This is a genomic window from Streptomyces sp. NBC_00190 (assembly GCF_036203305.1).
Lineage (GTDB): Bacteria > Actinomycetota > Actinomycetes > Streptomycetales > Streptomycetaceae > Streptomyces.
Genome location: NZ_CP108131.1, coordinates 5289241 through 5308629, shown reverse-complemented (window position 1 = coordinate 5308629; position 19389 = coordinate 5289241). Strand labels below are relative to the sequence as shown.

Annotated in this window: 18 protein-coding genes; 5 read left to right on the top strand and 13 right to left on the bottom strand. The window is 74.2% G+C overall.

The features are described 5' to 3' along the window. Positions 1–12: 12 nt before the first annotated feature. Together OG429_RS25740 and OG429_RS25735 are read right to left on the bottom strand one after the other, a co-directional pair. A complete protein-coding gene (locus OG429_RS25740) occupies positions 13–1473 on the bottom strand; it encodes a penicillin-binding transpeptidase domain-containing protein (RefSeq protein WP_328927626.1) in 1461 nt (486 codons plus the stop codon). Next, positions 1470–2870, bottom strand: coding sequence for an FtsW/RodA/SpoVE family cell cycle protein (locus OG429_RS25735; protein WP_328927625.1), 1401 nt, complete (start codon positions 2868–2870; stop codon positions 1470–1472). Before OG429_RS25735 ends, OG429_RS25740 begins: the two co-directional genes overlap by 4 nt. Positions 2871–2963: 93 nt before the next feature. Here OG429_RS25735 and OG429_RS25730 point away from each other — a divergent pair, with 93 nt between their 5' ends. Together OG429_RS25730 and OG429_RS25725 are read left to right on the top strand one after the other, a co-directional pair. Next, complete coding sequence (locus OG429_RS25730) at positions 2964–3371, top strand: DUF6325 family protein (RefSeq protein WP_328927624.1); 408 nt, start codon at positions 2964–2966, stop codon at positions 3369–3371. A 26-nt stretch (positions 3372–3397) separates the two neighbouring features. Beyond that, complete coding sequence (locus tag OG429_RS25725; protein WP_328927623.1) at positions 3398–3754, top strand: SHOCT domain-containing protein; 357 nt, start codon at positions 3398–3400, stop codon at positions 3752–3754. A gap of 19 nt (positions 3755–3773) precedes the next feature. Here OG429_RS25725 and OG429_RS25720 read toward each other — a convergent pair whose 3' ends face one another. Next, a complete protein-coding gene (locus OG429_RS25720) occupies positions 3774–4250 on the bottom strand; it encodes a hypothetical protein (protein ID WP_328927622.1) in 477 nt (158 codons plus the stop codon). 244 nt (positions 4251–4494) lie between these two features. Here OG429_RS25720 and OG429_RS25715 point away from each other — a divergent pair, with 244 nt between their 5' ends. Then, a complete protein-coding gene (locus OG429_RS25715) occupies positions 4495–5661 on the top strand; it encodes a C40 family peptidase (RefSeq protein WP_328927621.1) in 1167 nt (388 codons plus the stop codon). On the opposite strand, the gene OG429_RS25710 is transcribed toward OG429_RS25715, so the two are convergent. Genes OG429_RS25710 through OG429_RS25690 form a run of 5 tightly spaced genes read right to left on the bottom strand, consistent with a single transcriptional unit; the run spans position 5592 to position 11293 of the window. Further along, a complete protein-coding gene (locus OG429_RS25710) occupies positions 5592–6872 on the bottom strand; it encodes a styrene monooxygenase/indole monooxygenase family protein (protein WP_328927620.1) in 1281 nt (426 codons plus the stop codon). The two genes, OG429_RS25715 and OG429_RS25710, sit on opposite strands and share 70 nt — an antisense overlap. Before the next feature lie 3 nt (positions 6873–6875). Then, the gene (locus tag OG429_RS25705) at positions 6876–7496 is read right to left on the bottom strand and encodes a GTP-binding protein (protein ID WP_328927619.1); all 621 of its coding nucleotides are present in this window, start codon (positions 7494–7496) and stop codon (positions 6876–6878) included. A gap of 7 nt (positions 7497–7503) precedes the next feature. Beyond that, complete coding sequence (locus OG429_RS25700) at positions 7504–7893, bottom strand: DUF742 domain-containing protein (RefSeq protein ID WP_328927618.1); 390 nt, start codon at positions 7891–7893, stop codon at positions 7504–7506. Then, positions 7890–8375, bottom strand: a complete 486-nt coding sequence (locus OG429_RS25695) for a roadblock/LC7 domain-containing protein (protein ID WP_328927617.1) — start codon at positions 8373–8375, stop codon at positions 7890–7892. The genes OG429_RS25700 and OG429_RS25695 overlap by 4 nt, the downstream gene beginning before the upstream one ends. Beyond that, complete coding sequence (locus OG429_RS25690; RefSeq protein ID WP_328927616.1) at positions 8372–11293, bottom strand: sensor histidine kinase; 2922 nt, start codon at positions 11291–11293, stop codon at positions 8372–8374. Before OG429_RS25690 ends, OG429_RS25695 begins: the two co-directional genes overlap by 4 nt. 388 nt (positions 11294–11681) lie before the next feature. Between OG429_RS25690 and OG429_RS25685 the strand changes: the two genes are divergently transcribed. Continuing rightward, positions 11682–12455, top strand: coding sequence for a protein phosphatase 2C domain-containing protein (locus OG429_RS25685; RefSeq protein ID WP_328927615.1), 774 nt, complete (start codon positions 11682–11684; stop codon positions 12453–12455). Between the two features lie 57 nt (positions 12456–12512). Here OG429_RS25685 and OG429_RS25680 read toward each other — a convergent pair whose 3' ends face one another. The 5 genes from OG429_RS25680 to OG429_RS25660 all read right to left on the bottom strand — a co-directional run bounded on the left by OG429_RS25680 (position 12513) and on the right by OG429_RS25660 (position 18796). Then, a complete protein-coding gene (locus OG429_RS25680; protein WP_328927614.1) occupies positions 12513–12953 on the bottom strand; it encodes a MarR family winged helix-turn-helix transcriptional regulator in 441 nt (146 codons plus the stop codon). A 129-nt stretch (positions 12954–13082) separates the two neighbouring features. Continuing rightward, the gene (gene lon, locus OG429_RS25675; RefSeq protein WP_328927613.1) at positions 13083–15494 is read right to left on the bottom strand and encodes an endopeptidase La; all 2412 of its coding nucleotides are present in this window, start codon (positions 15492–15494) and stop codon (positions 13083–13085) included. A gap of 101 nt (positions 15495–15595) precedes the next feature. Continuing rightward, positions 15596–16354 (bottom strand): DUF4097 family beta strand repeat-containing protein, encoded by a 759-nt coding sequence (locus OG429_RS25670; RefSeq protein ID WP_328927612.1) that lies wholly within the window; start codon positions 16352–16354, stop codon positions 15596–15598. A 65-nt stretch (positions 16355–16419) separates the two neighbouring features. Then, positions 16420–17328 (bottom strand): sulfurtransferase, encoded by a 909-nt coding sequence (locus tag OG429_RS25665; RefSeq protein WP_328927611.1) that lies wholly within the window; start codon positions 17326–17328, stop codon positions 16420–16422. Between the two features lie 73 nt (positions 17329–17401). After that, positions 17402–18796: a glycosyltransferase family 39 protein gene (locus OG429_RS25660; protein ID WP_328927610.1), complete on the bottom strand. Its 1395-nt coding sequence runs from the start codon at positions 18794–18796 to the stop codon at positions 17402–17404. A 36-nt stretch (positions 18797–18832) separates the two neighbouring features. Between OG429_RS25660 and OG429_RS25655 the strand changes: the two genes are divergently transcribed. After that, entirely contained in the window at positions 18833–19336 is a 504-nt protein-coding gene (locus OG429_RS25655; protein ID WP_328927609.1) for a hypothetical protein, read from the top strand. Positions 19337–19389 lie beyond the last annotated feature (53 nt).

Sequence of the window (19389 nt, the reverse complement as noted above, 5' to 3'; positions counted from 1 at the left end):
GTCCGCCCCGCTTCACCGTGCGGACAGCGCCGCCTCCATCACCGCCCGCGCGATCGGCGCGGCGGCCAGGTTCCCGCTGATGTCTCCGCGGTCCGCCGCCGCGTCCTCGACCACCACCGCCACCGCGACCCCCGGCATCGGCGCCCCGTCTGCCTTGGCCCAGGAGATGAACCACGCGTAGGGGGTCCCCGCGTTGCCCACGCCGTGCTGCGCGGTGCCGGTCTTGCCGCCGACCACCGCGCCCGGGATCGCCGCGTTCTTCCCCGTCCCGTTCTCCACCACCTTCACCATCAGCCCCTGCAGCCGCAGCGCGGTGGCCGGATTCATGGCCCGGCCCAGGCTGCGCTGGTCGCCGCGCCGCACCGGCGACCCGTCGTCCTGCGTCGTCCGCTCCACCAGGTACGGGGACTTCAGCTCCCCGCCCCCCGCGACCGCCGCCGCCACCATCGCCATCTGCAGCGGCGTCGCCCTCGTGTTGAACTGCCCGATCGAGGACAGGGCCAGCTGGTCCTGGCTCATGTCGGTGTCGAAGTTCGACCGGGACACCCACGAAGGCACCCGCAGCCCGCCGCCGTTGAACCCGAACCGCTCCGCCGCCGCCACCATCCGGCGCAGCCCGACCCGCACCCCGATCTTCGCCATCACCGTGTTGCAGGACCACTGCACCGCCTCCGCCATCGAGGCGTCCTGGCAGCCCGTGGCCGCGTTCGGCAGCAGGGTGCTGGTACCGGGCAGCGGGTACGGGTCCGGGGTCTGCGTCGGCGCGTCCGCATCGGCGACCACGCCCGCGTCGAGGGCGGCCGCCGCCGTCACGATCTTGAAGGTGGAGCCGGGCGGGTAGGTCTCGCGCAGCGCCCGGTTGAGCATCGGCCGGGCCGGGTCCGCGTTCAGCCGGGCCCAGGCCTGCTTGACCCGCGCACCCGTACCGGAGAGCACGGACGGATCGTACGAAGGGCTGCTGACCAGCGCGAGGATCTTCCCGGTGGCCGGCTCCACGGCGGCCACCGCGCCGCGCTTGCCCGCGAGCCCGGCGTACGCGGCCCGCTGCACGCCCGCCCGGATGGTGGTGGCCGCGTTCCCGCCGGCCGGGCGGCCGCGGGCGAGGTCGTACCAGAGCGGGAAGGCGGAGAGCCCGGGGTCGGTGCCCGAGAGGATCGCGTCCTCGGCGCGCTCGACGAAGCTGGTCCCGTACGTCTGCGAGGAGAAGCCGGTGACGGGCGCGTACAGCGGGCCGTTCGCGTACGTCCGCTCGTAGCGCAGCAGTTGGCCGCTGTCGCGGGAGCCGGTGACGGGACGCCCGTCGACCAGGATGTTCCCGCGCGGCTGCGCGTAGCGCTCGATGGCGGGGCGCTTGTTGGCCGGATTCGCCCCGTAGGCGGCGGCCTCCCAGACCTGCACGCGCCCGATGTTGACCAGCAGGGCGACGAGCAGGAGGGCGCAGAAGTACGCGCACCAGCGGATGTAGCGGATCACGCGGCGGCCTCCGGGCGGGCGCTGTCCGGGCCCGCGGCCCGCTGCGCGGGGCGCGGTCTGCGCGCGCTGTCGCTGAGCCGGACGAGGAGGGCGACGATGATCCAGTTGGTGACGACGGAGGAGCCGCCCTGGGCGAGGAAGGGCATGGCCATGCCGGTCAGCGGGATGAGGCCGGTGACTCCGCCCGCGATGACGAACACCTGGAGCGCGACGATCGAGGCGAGACCGGTGGCGAGCAGCCGGCCGAAGGGGTCGCGCAGCGCGAGCCCGGCCCGGAAGCCGCGGGCGACGAGGAGCCCGTAGAGGAGCAGGATCGCGGCGAGGCCGACGAGGCCGAGCTCCTCGCCGGCGGTGGCGAGGATGAAGTCGGACTTGGCGGCGAAGCCGATGAGGAAGGACTGGCCGTGGCCGAGCCCGGCGCCGAGCAGGCCGCCGGCGGCGAAGGCGAAGAGGGACTGGGCGAGCTGGCCGGGGCCCTCGCCGCGCTCGATGGAAGCGAAGGGGTTCAGCCAGTCGTCCACGCGACTGTTCACGTGCGGTTCGAAGGTCCCGACGGCGTACGCGCCGAGGGCGGCGAGCAGCAGCCCGATCGCGATCCAGCCGATCCGGCCGGTGGCGGTGAACAGCATGATCACGAACAGTCCGAAGAACAGCAGCGAGGTCCCGAGGTCGCGCTCCAGGACCAGCACGCCGACGCTGAGCAGCCAGATCGTGAGGATCGGGCCGAGGACGCGGCCGGGGAGCAGGCGCAGCTTCCAGAAGAGGCGGCGGCCGGTGAGGGCGAGGGCGGTGCGGTTCGCGGCGAGGTAGGAGGCGAAGAAGACGGCGAGCAGGATCTTGGCGAACTCCCCCGGCTGGAAGGAGAGTCCGGCGAAACGGATCCAGATGTGGGCGCCGTTGACCGCCGGGAAGAAGACGGGGACGAGCATCAGCCCGAGGGCGGCGGTGACGGAGAGGTACGCGTACCGCTGGAGCGTGCGGTGGTCGCGCAGCGCCGCGACGACGAGTACGAAGAGCCCCATCCCGAGGGCTGACCAGAGGAGTTGGTCGTCGGCGGTGAGGTGGGCGGGGGTGGTCGCGTCGAGGCGCTGGATCAGGACGAGGCCGAGTCCGTTGAGCAGTACGGCGATCGGCAGCACGAGGGGGTCGGCGTACGGGGCGCGCAGGCGTACGGCGACGTGCGCGAGCAGGGCGGCCGCGGCGAGGCCGCTGGCGTAGTGCGCGGCGGGGCGCGGGATGTGGCCGGTGGTGGCGAGGCCGACGTAGAGGTGGCCGAGGACGGAGATCAGGACGGCGCCGGCGAGGAGCGTCAGCTCGACGCCGCGGCGCTTGGGGGCGCGGGCGTCGGGGGGCGGGGGCGGGGCGGGCTCCGCCACCTCTGCCGTCAGAGCGGTCATACGCGAAACGTAGCAAGCGGCGGATGTTATGTCCGGTTATGCCATAGTGTGCCGAGGAGTCGTCACAAACGGTCGGAAGCGGAGCCGAGCCTTATGGGACCTGTGGAATTCATCGTGCTCGCCTTCCCGGAGGAGCAGCTTCGGGTGCCGGCGGTCGAGGCCGTGATGGGCCTGCGCAAGACCGGGGTGGTCCGGCTGATCGACGGGCTCGTGGTCACGAGGACGGCGGCGGGGGAGGTCCTGGCCGCCGAGTTCGACGAGTTCGTTGAGCTACGGGGCCTGCTGACGGGCCGGGACGTGGCACGGCTGATCGGGCCGGAGGACGTACAGGAGTCGGCGGGGCTGCTGGAGCGCGGGAGCTGCGCGCTGCTGCTGGTGGTCGAACACGTGTGGGCCGAGGACGCGGCGATCGCCGTACGGGCGGCGGGCGGCCGGATCGTGGGTTCGGTCCGCATCCCGGTGGACCGGATCCCGGCCGATCCCCGGATGGGCGTGGCCTGATGTTCATCAGGCCGGTGGGAGTGACGGTGCGGTCCGCGGACCGCCCGCCGGGCCGCCCGCTGCTACGGGGCCTGCTGGCGCGCGCGGTGGGCGCGACGGAGGGCACGGTGAGGGCGGACGAGCCACGGCACGGGGTGCGCTGGACACCGGCGGGGGCGGTGGAGCCGGTGGAGGCGGAGCCGGAACCGGAGGCGTGGGAGGCGGAGCGGGCGGAGCCGGAGTGGGAGCCGGAGGCCGGCTCCCCGGTGGGTATGCCTCCGGGTGGAGCCACTCCCCCGGCGGGCCTGGTGGCGGAGCTACGGCAACTGGCCGACCTGGCCCGGGAAGGCCTGCTGACCCCGGAGGAGTTCGCGACGGCCAAGAGCCGTCTCCTGCGCGGCTGACGGCACAGGGGCTCGCGCATCACACGGCCGGGTCCTCCCGGACACGGCGCTCCGATTCGAGGGCCGCGGCGCCGGCGCACACGGCGGCGGCCAGCGCGAAGCCGAGCGCGGCCGGGTTGATGTAGCCGGGCACGGACTCGGCGGCGTACCGCCCGCCGCCCGTCGTCTCGCAGACGAAGCGGAGGGGCACGTAGTCCACGGTGTAGTCGACGACCGTCAGCGCCCGCTCCCACTGGCCCGGCGTCCGACAGGGCCGGAGCGGCGAGGAATCGGTGCCGCCGTCTTCCGCGTCCACCACCGCGCCGGCGACGTACAGCAGGCCCCACGTGTAGAAGGCGGCGGCGACACCGGCCAGGAGGGCGGCGAGGCCCCGCTTCCACACCGGACGGCCGGTACGCCGCCGCCCGGTCCGGCCGAGGGTGACGAGGCCGTAGCCGAAGAGCCCGAAGGCCGCGACCAGCCCGGCCGGAATGAGCAGCAGAAGCAGGAGCGCCATCCGCCGAGTCCACCAGGCCGGGACCACACCGCCTATGGCGGACCCCACAGTTCCGGCAACGGGGTTGTTACAGGGGGGTGGGGTTGCGGGGTGGGGTGGGGTTGGTCGGTGGCTTCGGGAGGGGCGGGACGCCCGCCCCCGCCCCGCCCCCCGCCAACCGGGTGAGTGCCCGAGGCCCGCCGATGCCGCTCGGGGATTCGTCATACCGGGCGTGGCAGCATCGGCGGCCTCGGAGGTGATCACATTGTCCCATCGGCTGCTTCGTGCCGTCTGTATCGCCGCGGTGCTCCTCACGGCCGGGCCCCTGCCCGCCGTCCGTGCCGAACCGCTGCCCGGTGAGAACGTCGGGGTGCTCCTCACCCGTCTGCAGGGGCTCTACCAGAAGACCGAGGAGGCCGCCGAGGCGTACAACGCCACCGACGCCGCCCTCACCTCACGCCAGGAGGAGGAGCGGCGGCTCACTGCCGAGTCCGGCAAGGCCCGCAGCGCCCTCGGTTCCGAGAAGGCCCTGCTCGGGCGGCTCGCCCGGGAGCAGTACCAAGGCAGCCGCGGCCTCTCCCCGTACGCCCGGATGCTGTTGGCCGGGAACCCGCAGGCCGCCTTGGACCAGCGCCGCCTCGTCGCCCGCGAGGGCGCGCGGCAGGCCGCCGTACTGAAGCGGCTCACGCGCGGCGAGCGGGCGGCCGACGCCCTCGCCGCCCAGGCGCGCAAGGCGCTGGACTCCCAGCGGGCGCTGGCCGCGCAGCGCAGGCAGCGGAAGGACGAGGTCGCGGTGCAGCTCAAGGAGGTCGAGCGGGTGCTCGCCTCCCTGACCGCCGAGCAGCTCGCACAGCTCGGCGCACGGGAGGCCCGTGACACCGCCACCGCGCAGCGGGAGCTGGTGGCCTCCGGCCGGCTCCCCACCCGCTCCGGTACCCCCACGGCCGCCGGCGGCGCGGCCCTCACCTACGCGGCCGCGCAGATCGGTAAACCGTACGTGTGGGGCGCCGAGGGTCCGGCGTCCTTCGACTGCTCCGGGCTGACCTCGCAGGCCTGGGCGCACGCGGGCCGCGCCATCCCCCGTACCAGCCAGGAGCAGTGGGCCCGGCTGCCGAAGGTGCCGCTGGACCAGCTGCGGCCCGGGGATCTGGTCGTGTACTTCCCCAAGGCCACCCACGTGGGCTTGTACGTGGGCGACGGGAAGGTCATCCAGGCGCCGCGGCCGGGCGCGAAGGTCAAGGTCTCGCCGATCGCCGCCAACCCACTGCTCGGGGCCGTACGGCCCGACCCCGACGGGACGCCGCTCGCGGAATTCACCCCGCCGTCGCTCCCCGAGGGCGCGACGGCGGGGGACGACACCGGTTATTCGGAAGAGGAGGCGCCGACGGAGGCCGCGGCGGAGGCGGTGGACGAAGCGACCTCCGCCAGGTAGTCCGCCGTGTCCTCGGGGTCGAAGAAGTACGTGTCGAAGTCGGCCGGGTTGTCGAAGCCATTGGCGAATCGATTCGCCACCGGCTGGAGCTCCCCGGCCGCGCCGATCAGGTTCAGCACGTGCTCCGGCGGGACGCCGAGCATCGCGTTCGTCCACTGGGTCACCGGCTTGCCCGTGGTGAACCAGTACTTGTCGAAGGTCGCCTTCATCCACGCCTCGTCGAACGGGTTCTCCCCGTGCATCAGGATCGACGAGAGGTACGAGGCCGCGCACTTGGCGGCGGAGTTCGAGCCCTGGCCGGTGATCGGGTCGTTGGCGACGACCACGTCCGCGACGCCCAGCACCAGCCCGCCGCCCGGCAGGCGCCCGATGGGCCCGCGGACCACCGGCGCGTAGCGGCCGGCGAGCGTGGCGCCCGCGTCCGTCAGCTCCACCTCCGTGGCACGCGCGTGCTCCCACGGCGTGAACTTCTCCATCAGTTCCAGCGTGAGCGCCAGGTGCGCCGCCGGGTCCGTGACGCCCTTGAAGGCGTCCAGCGGACCGCCCGGGATGCCTTCCCAGAACAGGATGTCCGCCCGCCCCGAGGTGGTGAGGGTCGGCATGACGAACAGCTCGCCGACGCCCGGGACCAGGTTGCACCGGACGGCCTCGGTCTGCGGGTGCTCCGGCCGCGGGCCGAGCCCGTGCACGTAGCTGACGGCGAGGGCGCGCTGCGGGGCGTCGTACGGGGAGCGGGCCGCGTCCCGGCCGAACATCGACACCAGCTCGCCCTTGCCGGCGGCCACCAGCACCAGGTCGTACGTGCGGGAGAAGTAGTCGAGGTCGGCGACGGACGCGCCGTGGATGACCAGCTGGCCGCCGCGCTGCACGAAGGTGTCGAGCCAGCCGGCCATCTTCACGCGCTGGTCGACGGACTGCGCGTACCCCTTGAGGTGGCCCAGCCAGTCGATGGCGCGGCCGGAGTCGGGGGCGGCGACGGAGACGCCGAGGCCCTCGATCTTCGGGGCCTGCTGCTCCCAGAAGTTGAGCTGGAGGTCGCGCTCGTGCTGCAGGGCCGTGTCGAACATGACCTGCGTGGACATGACCCGCCCGGTGCGGATCTCGTCCGCCGTCCGGTTGGACATGAGGGTGACCTCGTACCCCTTCGACTGGAGTCCGAGGGCGAGCTGGAGACCGGACTGGCCGGCTCCGACGACAAGTATCCTGCGCATCTGTCACGTTCTCTCTTCGGGAGTGCCGGCGAGGGCGTGGTCCACCAGGGTCAGCAGGGATTCGACGACCGTGCGGCGGCTCCGCGCGTCCATGATCACGACGGGCACGTCCGGCGGGATGGTGAGCGCCTCGCGCACGTCCTCGGGCTCGTACGACTCGGTGCCCTCGAAGTGGTTGACGGCGACGGCGTAGGGCAGCCCGCAGCTCTCGAAGTAGTCGAGCGCGGGGAAGCAGTCGCGCAGCCGGCGGGTGTCGGCCAGCACGATGCCGCCGATGGCCCCGCGCACCAGGTCGTCCCACATGAACCAGAACCGCTCCTGGCCCGGGGTCCCGTACACGTAGAGGACGAGGTCGTCGTCGAGGGTGACGCGGCCGAAGTCCATCGCGACGGTGGTGGTGTTCTTGTCCGGGGTCGCGGACAGGTCGTCGGTCGGGACGCTGGCCTGGGTCATCACCGCCTCGGTGCGCAGCGGGGTGATCTCGGAGAGGGAGGAGACGAAGGTGGTCTTGCCGACGCCGAAGCCGCCCGCGACGAGCACCTTGACGGCGACGGGCGCACGGGAACGGTCGTACTGCCAGGGCTGGACGGCCTCGTCGTCCGCCACGCCCGACACGTCCGCCACGGGCGTTTCAGAGACGGCGAAGACCACTGAGCACCCTTTCGAGCAGCGCGCGTTCGGGCCGGCCCGTGCCGTGGCCCGTCCCGTAGACGCGGATCCTGCCCTGGTCGGCGAGGTCGCTGACCAGGACGCGGACCACACCGAGCGGCAGCTTCAGCAGCGCGGCGATCTCGGCGATCGTGCGCATGCGGCGGCACACCTCGACGATGGCGGGCAGCTCGGGCACGCGGTCGGGCTTCTGCGGCTCGGACACCTTGGTGTCCAGGGCGGCGACGAAGGTCTCCACCAGCAGGACCTCTGTGAACCGGGTACGTCCTCCCGTGAGGGAGTACGGGCGTACGCGGGCGGGTCGGCGATCGGCGCCGCGTATCGGCAGCCGGTCGGAGGCCTGGCTCCTCACGGGGTCTTCTCCATCGACTGGCGCAGCTCACTGCGGACTTCGGGGGTCAGGACGTGGCCGGCGCGGCCCACGAACAAGGCCATGTGGTAGGCGACGACGCTCATGTCGCAGTCGGGGGCGGCGTGCACGCCCAGCAGCGAGCCGTCGCTGATGGCCATGACGAAGACGGAGCCGTGCTCCATCGCCACCATGGTCTGTTTGACGGAGCCGCCGTCCATCAGGGCGGCCGCACCGGTGGTGAGGCTGCCCAGGCCGGAGATGATGGTGGCCAGGTCGGCGGAGGCGCCCCGCGGCCCCTTGCTCCTGGCCTGCGGGGCGGTGGCGGCGCCGTCCGTCACGGGGTCCGAGGACAGGAGCAGGAGCCCGTCCGAGGAGACGACGGCGACGGAGGTGACGCCGGGTACCTCCTTGACCAGGTCGGTCAGCAGCCATTGCAGGTTGCGGGCCTGGGTGCTCAGTCCGTACGTACTGGGCGCGGTCATGTGCGTGCCTCCTGTGCGGTGTCCCCCTGGTCGGTGTGGCCCTGTTCCTGTTCCTGTTCCTGTTCCGGGTCCTGCGTGTGCTCGCGCCCCGTGTCCCGCGCGATCTCGGCCGCGGCCACGCGGCGCCCGTCCTGGGCGCCCTGGTAGAACCCGCCGAGGCGGCGGCGCAGTTCGTCGGCGTCGACCCGGCGCGGCGGCTCGGACGGTCCGTCGTCACTGACGCGAGGGACGGGGACGGACCGCGGGGTCCGCTTCGGCAGGCCCTTGTCGGTGACGGGCTCCGCCTCGGCGGGGTCGGCGGGGTGGCTGCCCTGGCGGGGGAGCCAGTCCTCCTCGGCGGCGGTGGCATGGCTGTGCGGATCCGGCTCGGGGTCGGATTCCCGTACGTCGGCACCCTGCCCGGCATCGTGCGCCGCGGCCGGGATCCCCGGCTCGGGGTCCGCCGCCCCGGAGGCGGCCGCGTCCGCGTCGGGGACGACCCGCGCGAGCAGCCGCTCCTCGGGACCGGGCCCGGCCGGGACCTCCGCGGCCGGGTTCGGCTCCGGGTCCGCCGCCGGGGCCGGGACGGTGAAGATCTGCTCGGCGGGCGGCAGCGGGCCGTCCACCGGAGCGGCGGCGTCGGCCTCGGGCGCGGACTCCGGCTCGGCGGCGACAGCAGCGGCGACGGGCTCCGCCTCGGCGGCCGGGGCCTCGTCCGGCAGACCGGCCCCGTCCGGCCCGGGCTCCGGCTCCGGGTCGAGCTCCGATTCCGGCTCCGGCTCCAGGCCGGGCTCCGGCTCTCCGGCAGCGGACGCCGCCTCGCCGCGCAGGCGGCTGTGAAGCGTGTTCTCGTTCGCCTCGGCGATCACGCCGGGCAGGTGCAGCGCGGGCCCGCCCTGCGTGGCCAGGGTGTGCACCGGGGAGGCCGGCGGGGTCGCGGGCAGCAGCGCGGCCGGGACGACCACCAGGGCCTCGGTGCCGCCGTCCCGCGGGGCGCGCAGCTCCGCGGTGACCCCGTGGCGCGCCGCGAGGCGTCCGGCCACGTACAGGCCGAGGCCCAGGCCGTGTTCCGCCTCCGGCTCCTCGTCGTAGGCCTCGGGCGTGGCCAGCCGGGAGTTCAGTGCTTCCAGCCGGTCCTCGGTGACCCCGATGCCCGCGTCGACGACGGACAGCACCACGTCACCGGAGTCCAGCAGCCACCCGGACACCTTCACCTTGGCGTCCGGCGGCGAGAAGGTCGTCGCGTTCTCCAGCAGCTCGGCCAGGACGTGCGAAATGTCGTCGGCCGCGTGCCCGGCGACCTGGGTGTGCGAGGGCAGCGCGGCGAGGTCGACGCGCTCGTAGCGCTCGATCTCGCTGACGGCGGCCCGCATGACGTCGACCAGCGGTACCGGCAGTCCCTGGCCGTGGCCGTGCTCCTGACCGGCGAGGACCAGCAGGTTCTCGTTGTGGCGGCGCATCACGGTGGCCAGGTGGTCGAGCTTGAAGAGGGTCGCCAGCCGGTCCGGGTCCTGTTCCTTGGACTCCAGTTCCTCGATGACCGCGAGCTGGCGCTCCACCAGGCCCAGGGTCCGCAGCGACAGCGAGACGGAGGTCGTCGACATGATGCGGCGGTGCTCTTCGAGCCCTGCGCGCAGCGCCGTCAGCTCCTCCTCCAGCACCTCGCGGCCCGAGGCGAGCGCCTCGTTGCGGCCGATGATGCGGCGCCGGTCTGCGTCGAGCCCCGCGATGCGGGTGTGCAGGGAGACGGTCTGGTCCCGGACCGCGTTCAGGTGGCGTACGACCTCGGCGAACTCGTCGTTGCGGCCCGTGAACCGGACCGGCTCCACGGAGCCCTCCGGCGTCGCCAGCCGCTCCGCGCCACGGCGCAGGACGGACAGCGGCCGGGTCAGCGAGCGGGCCACGGCGGTCGAGACGCCCACGGCGATCAGGAACAGCAGGCCCATCACCGCGATGATGGTCTCGAGCCGGGTCACGTCGTCGTCGCGCAGGGCGGCGAGCGCGGAGGCCCGCTGTCCCGCGAGGGTGGATTCGACGGACCGCATGCGGTCTATGCGGGCGGTGAGCGCGGAGCCGACGGCGGCCCCGTCGGCCTTGCGGTCGGCGGCCGAGAGCGTGGGCCGCTCGGTCAGCCGCTTGAGGTGGTCGTCGGCCGCCTTGACCTCGGGTCCGGTGACGGTGGCGGCGAGGGTCTGGCGTACGTCGGGCCGCGCGGCCCGCGCGAAGTCGTCCAGCGCGGCCTGTTCCCGTACGCGCGAGCGCTGGGCGGCGGTGCTGAGTTCGTCGGCCACGGCGGAGTTGGGGAGCTGCTCGCCGCGGGGGACGGCCAGTGCGGCGAGCAGCAGTCCACGGGTGGCCGAGGCCTGGTCGACCGCCTGGCCCAGCGGGGCCATCGGGCGGGTGGTGGCGAGGGCGGCCACGGCGCGCGGCGGGGTCAGTTCGGCGAGCCGGTCGCCGGGGGCGAGGAGTTCCGCGATGACTCCGGCGTAGGCCTGGTGGGCGGCGAGGGCGCTGCCCTTGCCGTCGACGGCCTCGGCGCGGACGGCCTGGACGCGGGCGAGGGCCAGGGCGGTCGGCTCGTCGGCGTCGGCCTGGACCTCGGCGAGCTGCCGGTCGGTGCGGGCGGCGCGTTCCTGGACGGGGCCCTTGGCCCCGCCGGGGCGGCCCTTGGCGGCGTACTCGACGACGGCGTCGCGCTCGTCCCCGAGGAGGTGGGCGAGGGTGAGGGTCTGCCGGGTCTGCTCCGCGAGGGTGACCAGGCGCTGGGAGTCGTTCAGTTCCCTCGTGGCGGAGACGACGGCTGGGCTGCCTGCCGCGAGGACGGTGAGACCGGCGACGGCCACGCCTACGACCAGCCTGCGGCGCACGCGGACGCGGCGTCCTGCGGGGGCCGGGCCGTCGGTGGCGGTGCCGTTCTTCCGAGACCGCTTCTTCTGCACCGGTGCTCGCAATCCTGTACGTGTGCTCTTGCTCGTCTACTCGTGTGGCCGAGGTAACGGCCGGTCAACAAGTAAACGCGCCCCGCTCCCCCGTACCGCCTCAGACCTTTGCAGTGCGATGGGAAGAGAGCCGCACATCGCCCACCCGGCCACTCGAACGAGTGAACATCACGGATGAGTTGGCGACCAACTCGGACACCGGATGTCAGGGCGCGTCCATGGACGGACGGTTGAAAGATCCACGCGGGCTTTGGCAGTATGCCCGCCCACACGCCGCGGGGCCTCGGCGGGGCTCCCGCCGGGCGTGCGGGGCCGCTCTCGCCCGCCCCGCCCGCATTGGTACGTACCTACCCGCGCACCGGACCCCCGCGCCCGGCAGAATGATGGCATGCGCATCGACCTCGCTTCGGCCCCCGGTAACGAGGAACGCCCCAATGAGGACTGGGTGTCGGCCGCGATCCCCGCCTCGGGCGGCGGCGTCGTGGTCGTCCTGGACGGGGTCACCCCGCCGCGCGGCGACGACGGATGCGTGCACGGAGTGCCGTGGTTCGCGACCCGGCTCGGCGGCCGATTGACCGAACTGTCCGGATCGCGGCGGGACATGCCGCTGGACCGGATCCTGGCGGAGGCCGTCCGCTCCACGGCCGAGGCACACCGGGACACCTGTGACCTTTCTCACGTCCGCACGCCGCAGGCGACGGTGGTCGTCGTCCGCTGGGACGAGGCGTACGTGGAGCACCTCGTGCTCTCGGACTCCGTACTGCTCCTGCAGGCTCCGGGCGGAGAGGTCACGGCCGTGCTCGACGACCGGCTGGACCGGGTCCCGCCGCACATGCTGCGGTCGGCGGAGGCGGCGGACACGCTGCGGAACGCGGAGGGCGGCTTCTTCACGGCGGCCGCCGATCCGGCGGTGGCGGCCCGGGCGGTGACGGGGCGCACCCCGCGCGGGCGGGTCCGGGCGGTGGCCGCGCTCACGGACGGGGCGAGCCGGTGGACGGACACGTTCGAGGAGGGCGACTGGTCGCAGTGCCTGGCGGTGCTGCGGAAGGAAGGCGCGCAGGGGCTGATCGGCCGGGTCCGCGCCATCGAGTCCGACCCGGCGCGCCCGTCGGGCCGGGGCAAGCGGCACGACGACGCGTCGGTGGTCTACGCGGAGCTGTAGGGCTGCGCCGCGGCTGCCGCGGCGCTTGCCCGGAGCGGCCCCGGGACTGCTCGGGGCCTACTCCTCGCCCGCGTTCAGCTGGTTGAGCAGCCGGGCCAGTTCCGCCACCTCGCCGCGGTCCCAGTCGGCGAGCTTGCGCATGTACTGCTCGCGCCGCGCGTCCCGTACCCGCAGGAACCGCTCGCGGCCCTCCTCGGTGAGGCCGACCAGGAAGGCCCGGCCGTCGGCGGGGTCCGGCTCGCGGGCGACCAGGCCCAGCACCTCCAGGGCCCGCAACTGGCGGCTCATGGTGGCCTTGCCGACGCCGAAGTACGCGGCGAGCTCGGTGGCCCGCTGCCGGCCGGCCGCCTCCAGGCGGGTGAGGAGTCCGTACGCGGCGGGTTCGAGCTCGGGGTGGAGCTCGCGGGCCATCTCGCCGGAGGAGGCGCGGGCGCGCCGGAGGAAGACGGACAGCTCCCGCTCCAAGGCAAGGAACTCCTGGTCTTCGCTCCCGTGCACGTCCGGCTCCCTCTGTGGTGTGTTGGGCCGCCAGTATTTCGCAGCGGACACGCCGACGGCCCGGGGCCCCGCCTGGGGGTCCCCCCGGACGGAGTCTGGGGGAGGGGACCCGGGCGCCGCTTCCCGCCCCTACGCGGCGGTGGTGTAGGGCACTTCCGTCCGGGCCCGGGTCCCGGCCAGGGCGAGCTCCAGGACCTGGCGCACATCCGTCACCGGGTGTACTTCCAGCCCCTCCAGCACCTCGGCCGGGACGTCGTCCAGGTCGGCCTCGTTGCGCTTGGGGATGATGACGGTGGTCAGCCCGGCCCGGTGCGCGGCCAGCAGCTTCTGCTTGACCCCGCCGATCGGCAGGACCCGCCCGGTCAGCGAGACCTCGCCGGTCATGGCCACGTCCGTGCGCACCTGGCGCCCGGAGAGCAGCGAGGCGAGCGCCGTCGTCATGGTGATGCCCGCGCTCGGCCCGTCCTTGGGCACCGCGCCCGCCGGGAAGTGGATGTGCACGCCCCGGTCCTTCAGGTCTGCCACCGGGAGTTCCAGTTCGGCGCCGTGCGAGCGCAGGAAGCTGAGCGCGATCTGCGCGGACTCCTTCATGACGTCACCGAGCTGGCCGGTGAGGGTCAGACCGGCCGCGCCCGTCTCGGGGTCGGCCAGCGAGGCCTCCACGAACAGCACGTCGCCGCCCGCGCCGGTCACGGCGAGGCCGGTGGCCACGCCGGGGACCGCGGTACGCCGCTCCGCCGGGTCCTGGGCGGACTCCGGCACGTGGTGCGGGCGTCCGATCAGGGCGCGCAGGTCGTCGGCGCCGATACTGAAGGGCAGCTCGCGCTCGCCCAGTTCGTGCTGCGAGGCCACCTTGCGGAGCAGCCGTGCGATGGACCGCTCCAGGGTCCGTACGCCCGCTTCGCGGGTGTACTCGCCGGCGAGCTTCCTGAACGCCTCCTCCTGCAGGACCACCTCGTCGGCGCCGAGGCCGGCGCGCTCCAGCTGGCGGGGCAGCAGGTGGTCGCGGGCGATGACGACCTTCTCGTCCTCGGTGTACCCGTCGAGGCGGACCAGCTCCATGCGGTCGGCCAGGGCCTCCGGGATGGCCTCCAGGACGTTGGCGGTGGCCAGGAACACCACGTCGCTGAGGTCGAGCTCCACCTCCAGGTAGTGGTCCCGGAAGGTGTGGTTCTGGGCCGGGTCCAGGACCTCCAGGAGGGCGGCGGCCGGGTCCCCGCGGAAGTCGGAGCCGACCTTGTCGATCTCGTCGAGCAGGACGACCGGGTTCATCGACCCGGCCTCCTTGATGGCCCGGACGATGCGGCCGGGCAGGGCGCCGACGTAGGTCCGGCGGTGTCCTCGTACCTCGGCCTCGTCGCGTACGCCGCCGAGCGCGACCCGGACGAACTTGCGGCCCATGGCGTGGGCGACGGACTCGCCGAGCGAGGTCTTGCCGACTCCGGGCGGTCCGACGAGCGCGAGGACGGCTCCGCCGCGGCGGCCGCCGATGACGCCCATGCCGCGCTCGGTGCGCCGCTTGCGCACGGCGAGGTACTCGGTGATGCGGTCCTTCACGTCGCTCAGCCCGGCGTGTTCGGCGTCGAGGACGGCGCGCGCGCCCTGGATGTCGTACCGGTCCTCGGTGCGCTCGTTCCAGGGCAGCTCCAGGACGGTGTCCAGCCAGGTGCGGATCCAGGAGCCCTCCGGGCTCTGGTCGCTGGCCCGCTCCAGCTTGTCGACCTCCTTGAGCGCGGCCTCGCGGACCTTCTCGGGGAGGTCCGCGGCCTCGACGCGGCTGCGGTAGTCGTCGGACTCCTCGCCCTCCTTCTCCCCGTTCAGCTCGCGCAGCTCCTTGCGGACGGCCTCCAGCTGCCGGCGCAGCAGGAACTCGCGCTGCTGCTTGTCGACGCCGTCCTGTACGTCCTTGGCGATGGATTCGGCGACGTCCTGTTCGGCGAGGTGGTCGCTGAGTGCCTTGACGGCCAGCTTGAGCCGCGCGACGGGGTCGGCGGTCTCCAGCAGTTCGACCTTCTGCTCGACCGTCAGGAACGGCGAGTACCCGGAGTTGTCGGCGAGCGCCGACACCCCTTCGATCTGCTGGACCCGGTCGACGACCTGCCAGGCCCCGCGCTTCTTGAGCCAGCTGGTGGCGAGCGCCTTGTACTCCTTGACGAGCTCGGCGACCGCACCCGGCAACGGGTCCGGCACGTGCTCGGTGACGGTCTCGCCCTCGACCCACAGTGCGGCCCCGGGTCCGGTCGTACCGGCGCCGATGCGGACGCGGCCGCGGCCGCGGATGAGCGCGCCGGGATCCCCGTCGGAGAGCCTCCCCACCTGCTCGACGGTCCCGAGCACACCCGTGCCCGCGTACTTCCCGTCGATCCGCGGCACGAGCAGCACTCGGGGCTTCCCGCCGCTGCCCGCCGCGGCCTGGGCCGCCTCCACGGCCCCGCGCACCTCGGCGTCGGACAGGTCCAGCGGAACGACCATCCCAGGCAGCACGACCTCGTCGTCGAGCGGCAGCACGGGCAGAGTGAGCGTTACGGACGTCGAAGCCATGATCTTCCCTCCGGCAGTGAAGTTGAGCTATGCCGACTCAATGCATGTGCGCCGCCCGTTGTTCCCCAACAGCCGTTCGCCCGGGGCGAACGGCTGAGGGGTCAGCCGGCCGGTGTGGAGACGCGGACGTTGCCCGAGGTGGTCTTCGCCGCGAGGCGGGAGGGAGCCGAGGGGTCCGCGGGGACAGTGACGTCGCGGGTGCCGGAGGTGGTGGTGACCGCGAGCTGGTAGGGGGCCGGGGGGACCTTCAGGATGACGTCGCCCGAGGTGGTTTCGGCGCGGACCGAGGACGGGGCCACCGCGAAGTGCAGGCGGGCGTCACCCGATTCCGAGTGGACGTCCGCGCTCGGGCCGGACAGGCCGGTGGCGGTGATCCCGCCCGAGGAGGTGGTGGCCTTCAGCGGGCCCGTGACGCGGTCGGCCCGGACCTCACCGGAGTCGGCCGTCAGCTCGGCCGCCGCCACGCCCGTGACCGTGATGCGGCCGCTGCTGCTCTCCAGCCTGACCGTGGCGGAGGCCGGGACCTCCAGGCGGTAGTCGATGAAACAGGTGGCGTCGCAGCCGCTGGAGAAGGTGAGCACGCCCGCGGTGACCCGCTGTCCGGGCGTCGGGGCGGTGTCCCCGCGGTAGTGGACGGTCCGGCGGACCGTGACTCCGGCCCCGTTTCCGGCGGTGACCTCGATCGAGCCGGCCCGGGCGCCCGTGACCTCCACCGCCGTGACGGCCTCGGTGACCGTGGCGTCGGCCGTCGCCTTCTTCTGCGGGCCGTCCCCGAGGGAGCAGCCCGCCAGCAGGAGCCCGGCCCCGAGGGCGACGACGGCGGTGCGGGCGGGGCGACGTGACACGGCGTGAGAGATCATGGTCACGAGTCTCGGGCGGAAAGCGCCCGCGGCCGATGGGGCGGGTCCCCGGTCCTGTGGTGGGGTTATCCCCCGCTGCGGCCCGCGTCCCCGGCCGCCGGCCCGGGGCCCGTGACCACCGGCCGCCGGTCCGAGGGCATGCCCCATTCGCTCCACGAGCCGTCGTACACGGCCAGGTCCCGGTAGCCGGCGAGGGTGGCGCCGAGGGCCAGGACGCAGGCCGTCACTCCCGATCCGCAGCTGAAGTAGAGGCGCTCCCGGTCGCCGGTCAGCGCGCCGATGGCCGCGCGGAGTTCCTCCGCCGGCCGCATCAGGCCGTCGGGGCGCTGGAGTTCGGCGAAGGGCAGGTTGAACGCGCCCGGCATGTGGCCGCCGCGCAGGCCCGGGCGGGGTTCGGGAGCGGTGCCGGCGAAGCGCTCACGGGTGCGGGCGTCCAGGACGGCCGCGGCCGGGTCGGCCAGGGCCGCGGCCACGGTGGCGCTGTCGGCCAGCAGTCCGGGGCGGGGGCGTGCGGTGAAGGAGCCGCGCGGGCCGTCGTATTCCGGGCCGGAGGCCTCCACGGGCAGGCCGGCGGCCTTCCAGGCGGGCAGTCCCCCGTCGAGTACGGCGGCCCGGTCGAAGCCCATCGCGCGCAGCATCCACCAGGCGCGGGCGCTGGAGTAGATGCCGGCGCCGTCGTAGACGACCACGGTGGAGGTGTCGTCGACGCCGAGGGCCCGCATCGCCTCGCTGAACCGCGCGGCGCCGGGCATGGTGTGCGGAGCGGGGGCGTCGTGGTCGGACAGGTCCCCGTCGAGGTCGAAGGGGCGGGCGCCCGGAATCCGGTGGGCGGCGCCGCGATGGGCGCCGACGGAGGCGTCGAAGAGCACCAGCCCGGGCACGGTCAGCCGCTCCGCGAGCCAGCCCGCGCCGACCAGCGGTCCGGGGATCTCTGAAACGGCCTCTCGGGACGGGGAGTTCTGGGACGTGGGCATGCAGCGCCTCCTGTGCGAACCGGGTCGCCCCATCCTCGCAACCGGCCCGTCGCGAGAACGCGCCCGGGCGGGCTCAGGGTCCGCCGCAGCCTCCGGGGCGGGCGTACACGGCGACCCGGGCTCCGCGTACCGCGGTGACCGAGCACAGGTCGAACCAGGCGGCCAGCGTCTGCCGCTTCACGGCCTCCCGCGGGTACGGGTCCAGCGGCTGGCCGGCCGGGTCCAGCAGGGCGATCACCCGGGGGGATCCGATCAGCGCCTCCCGGATGGCGAGCGACGGCAGCTCGGTGCCCTGCAGGCTGCGCGAAGCCGCCGGGGTGCGGTCCAGGGCCACGTCGCGCAGCTGCGCGTAGACGTCCGGCGAGGACAGCAGCCATTCGCGCCGCCGCGACGGCAGGAAGGCCACCGCGTCCCCCGGCCGGGCCTGCTCCCGGACGGCGGCGGCCACCGCGAGGACGTCGTCCTTGCGGCTCTCGGGCGTGCGCAGCCACGCCGACCAGAAGGCGAAGGGCACCAGGAGGGCGGCGGCCGCGAGCCACGGCCACCAGCCGCGGGCCGACGCCAGCCGGGCGCCCGCCAGCAGGGCCGGCCCGGCCAGCGCGTAGAGCACGTACCGGTCGACGTACCAGGGGTCGAGGAGGGAGACCGCCAGCAGCAGGCCGGGCGGCAGCAGGGCCAGCGGCAGGGCCACGCGTACGAGCTCTCCCGGTGCGCCCCGCGCGAGCAGCAGGGCGGCCGCCGCGAGGACCCCGTACGCCGCCCAGTCCTGCCAGCCCGGCCGGCCGAGCCAGCCGAGCTGCTGCTGCGCCTGCCGGGCGCTCACCAGGGCCAGTGGCAGGAGCAGGGCCACGACGGTCCCGGCGGCGACGCGCCAGCCGCGCGAGCGCCAGGCGCTGAAGGCGTGCGCGAGCAGGGCCAGTACCGCGAACTCGTGCAGCCAGCAGCCGAGCAGCAGCACCGCCGCGTACGCCGTCCACCGCTCGCGCAGCATCAGGTACGTCGCCCACACCACGGCGGCGGCGACCAGGGCGTACGAGCGGCCCTCCTGGGCGTACATCTGCACGGGCGGCAGCACGGCGTAGGTGAGCCCGGCGATCAACGCGGCCCGCTCCCCCGAGAGCCGGTGGGCGATCGCGGCCACCCCGGCGGCCGCGAGGGCGGTGGCGGCGACGGAGGGCAGCCGCAGGGCCCACAGGCCGCCGTCCCAGACCAGGAGCACACCGTGCATGAGCAGGTAGTACAGGCCGTGCACGGCGTCCACCTGGCCCAGCAGCTCCCGGATCCCGCCGAGCGGGCGGTGGGCCACCTGCCAGGTGACCGACTCGTCGCGCCACATGCTGCCGCGCCGCTCCAGGCCCCAGAGGCCGAGGAGGACGGCGAGCAGCGGGGGCAGGACGCGCCAGGACCAGGGGGCGATGCGGGTGATGGCTGCCTCCGGGAACTGTCGCGACGGGCGTGGGGACTCCATACTCGGGGTTCGGGGGAAGTACCTGCGGAGGTGGGTGTGCGAGCGTACCGGGCGGTGGCAGGAGCGGTGCTGTGCGCGGTGGTCCTGGCGGGCTGCGGGGCGTCCGGATCCGGGAGCGGCGACGACGCGCCCCCGACGTCACCGTCCCGGGCCCCGGCGCCGAGCGGCGCCGCGAGCCCGACGGCCGGCAAGCCGCCCTCCGCGGACCAGACCCTGGTACGGGTCACCCGCACCGGCGGCTTCGCGGGCCAGACGCACTCGCTCGTCGTCAAGGACGACGGGTCGTGGACCCGGCTGGACGGCGGGGCGAAGCCGGAGGGCACCGGAAAGCTGTCGGAAGCCGAGCTGGCCGCGCTGCGCACCGCGCTGCGCGAGGCGGACTTCGCCGGGCTGCCGCGGATCGCGACGGGCGGCCCCACGATCTACGACGGGTTCTCCTACGAGTTCGTGCACGGCGGTTTCGAGGTGGCGGGCGCCGAGGGCAGCCTGGCCCCGGCCCTGGGCAAGGTCCTGGCCGCGCTCCCCCCGTTCACCCAGTAGCAGGCGGGCCCGTCCCCGCGGCCGGGATCTCCCACGGCTGCCGGTCCGGGCCC

What these genes read in the sequence shown, in the direction of transcription:
- OG429_RS25695 (WP_328927617.1), bottom strand. Translation starts at nt 8,375, where the DNA reads ATGACCGCGCCCAGTACGTACGGACTGAGCACCCAGGCCCGCAACCTG.
- OG429_RS25685 (WP_328927615.1), top strand. Translation starts at nt 11,682, where the DNA reads ATGCGCATCGACCTCGCTTCGGCCCCCGGTAACGAGGAACGCCCCAAT.
- OG429_RS25710 (WP_328927620.1), bottom strand. Translation starts at nt 6,872, where the DNA reads ATGCGCAGGATACTTGTCGTCGGAGCCGGCCAGTCCGGTCTCCAGCTC.
- OG429_RS25670 (WP_328927612.1), bottom strand. Translation starts at nt 16,354, where the DNA reads ATGATCTCTCACGCCGTGTCACGTCGCCCCGCCCGCACCGCCGTCGTC.
- OG429_RS25730 (WP_328927624.1), top strand. Translation starts at nt 2,964, where the DNA reads ATGGGACCTGTGGAATTCATCGTGCTCGCCTTCCCGGAGGAGCAGCTT.
- lon (WP_328927613.1), bottom strand. Translation starts at nt 15,494, where the DNA reads ATGGCTTCGACGTCCGTAACGCTCACTCTGCCCGTGCTGCCGCTCGAC.
- OG429_RS25660 (WP_328927610.1), bottom strand. Translation starts at nt 18,796, where the DNA reads ATGGAGTCCCCACGCCCGTCGCGACAGTTCCCGGAGGCAGCCATCACC.
- OG429_RS25735 (WP_328927625.1), bottom strand. Translation starts at nt 2,870, where the DNA reads ATGACCGCTCTGACGGCAGAGGTGGCGGAGCCCGCCCCGCCCCCGCCC.
- OG429_RS25665 (WP_328927611.1), bottom strand. Translation starts at nt 17,328, where the DNA reads ATGCCCACGTCCCAGAACTCCCCGTCCCGAGAGGCCGTTTCAGAGATC.
- OG429_RS25720 (WP_328927622.1), bottom strand. Translation starts at nt 4,250, where the DNA reads ATGGCGCTCCTGCTTCTGCTGCTCATTCCGGCCGGGCTGGTCGCGGCC.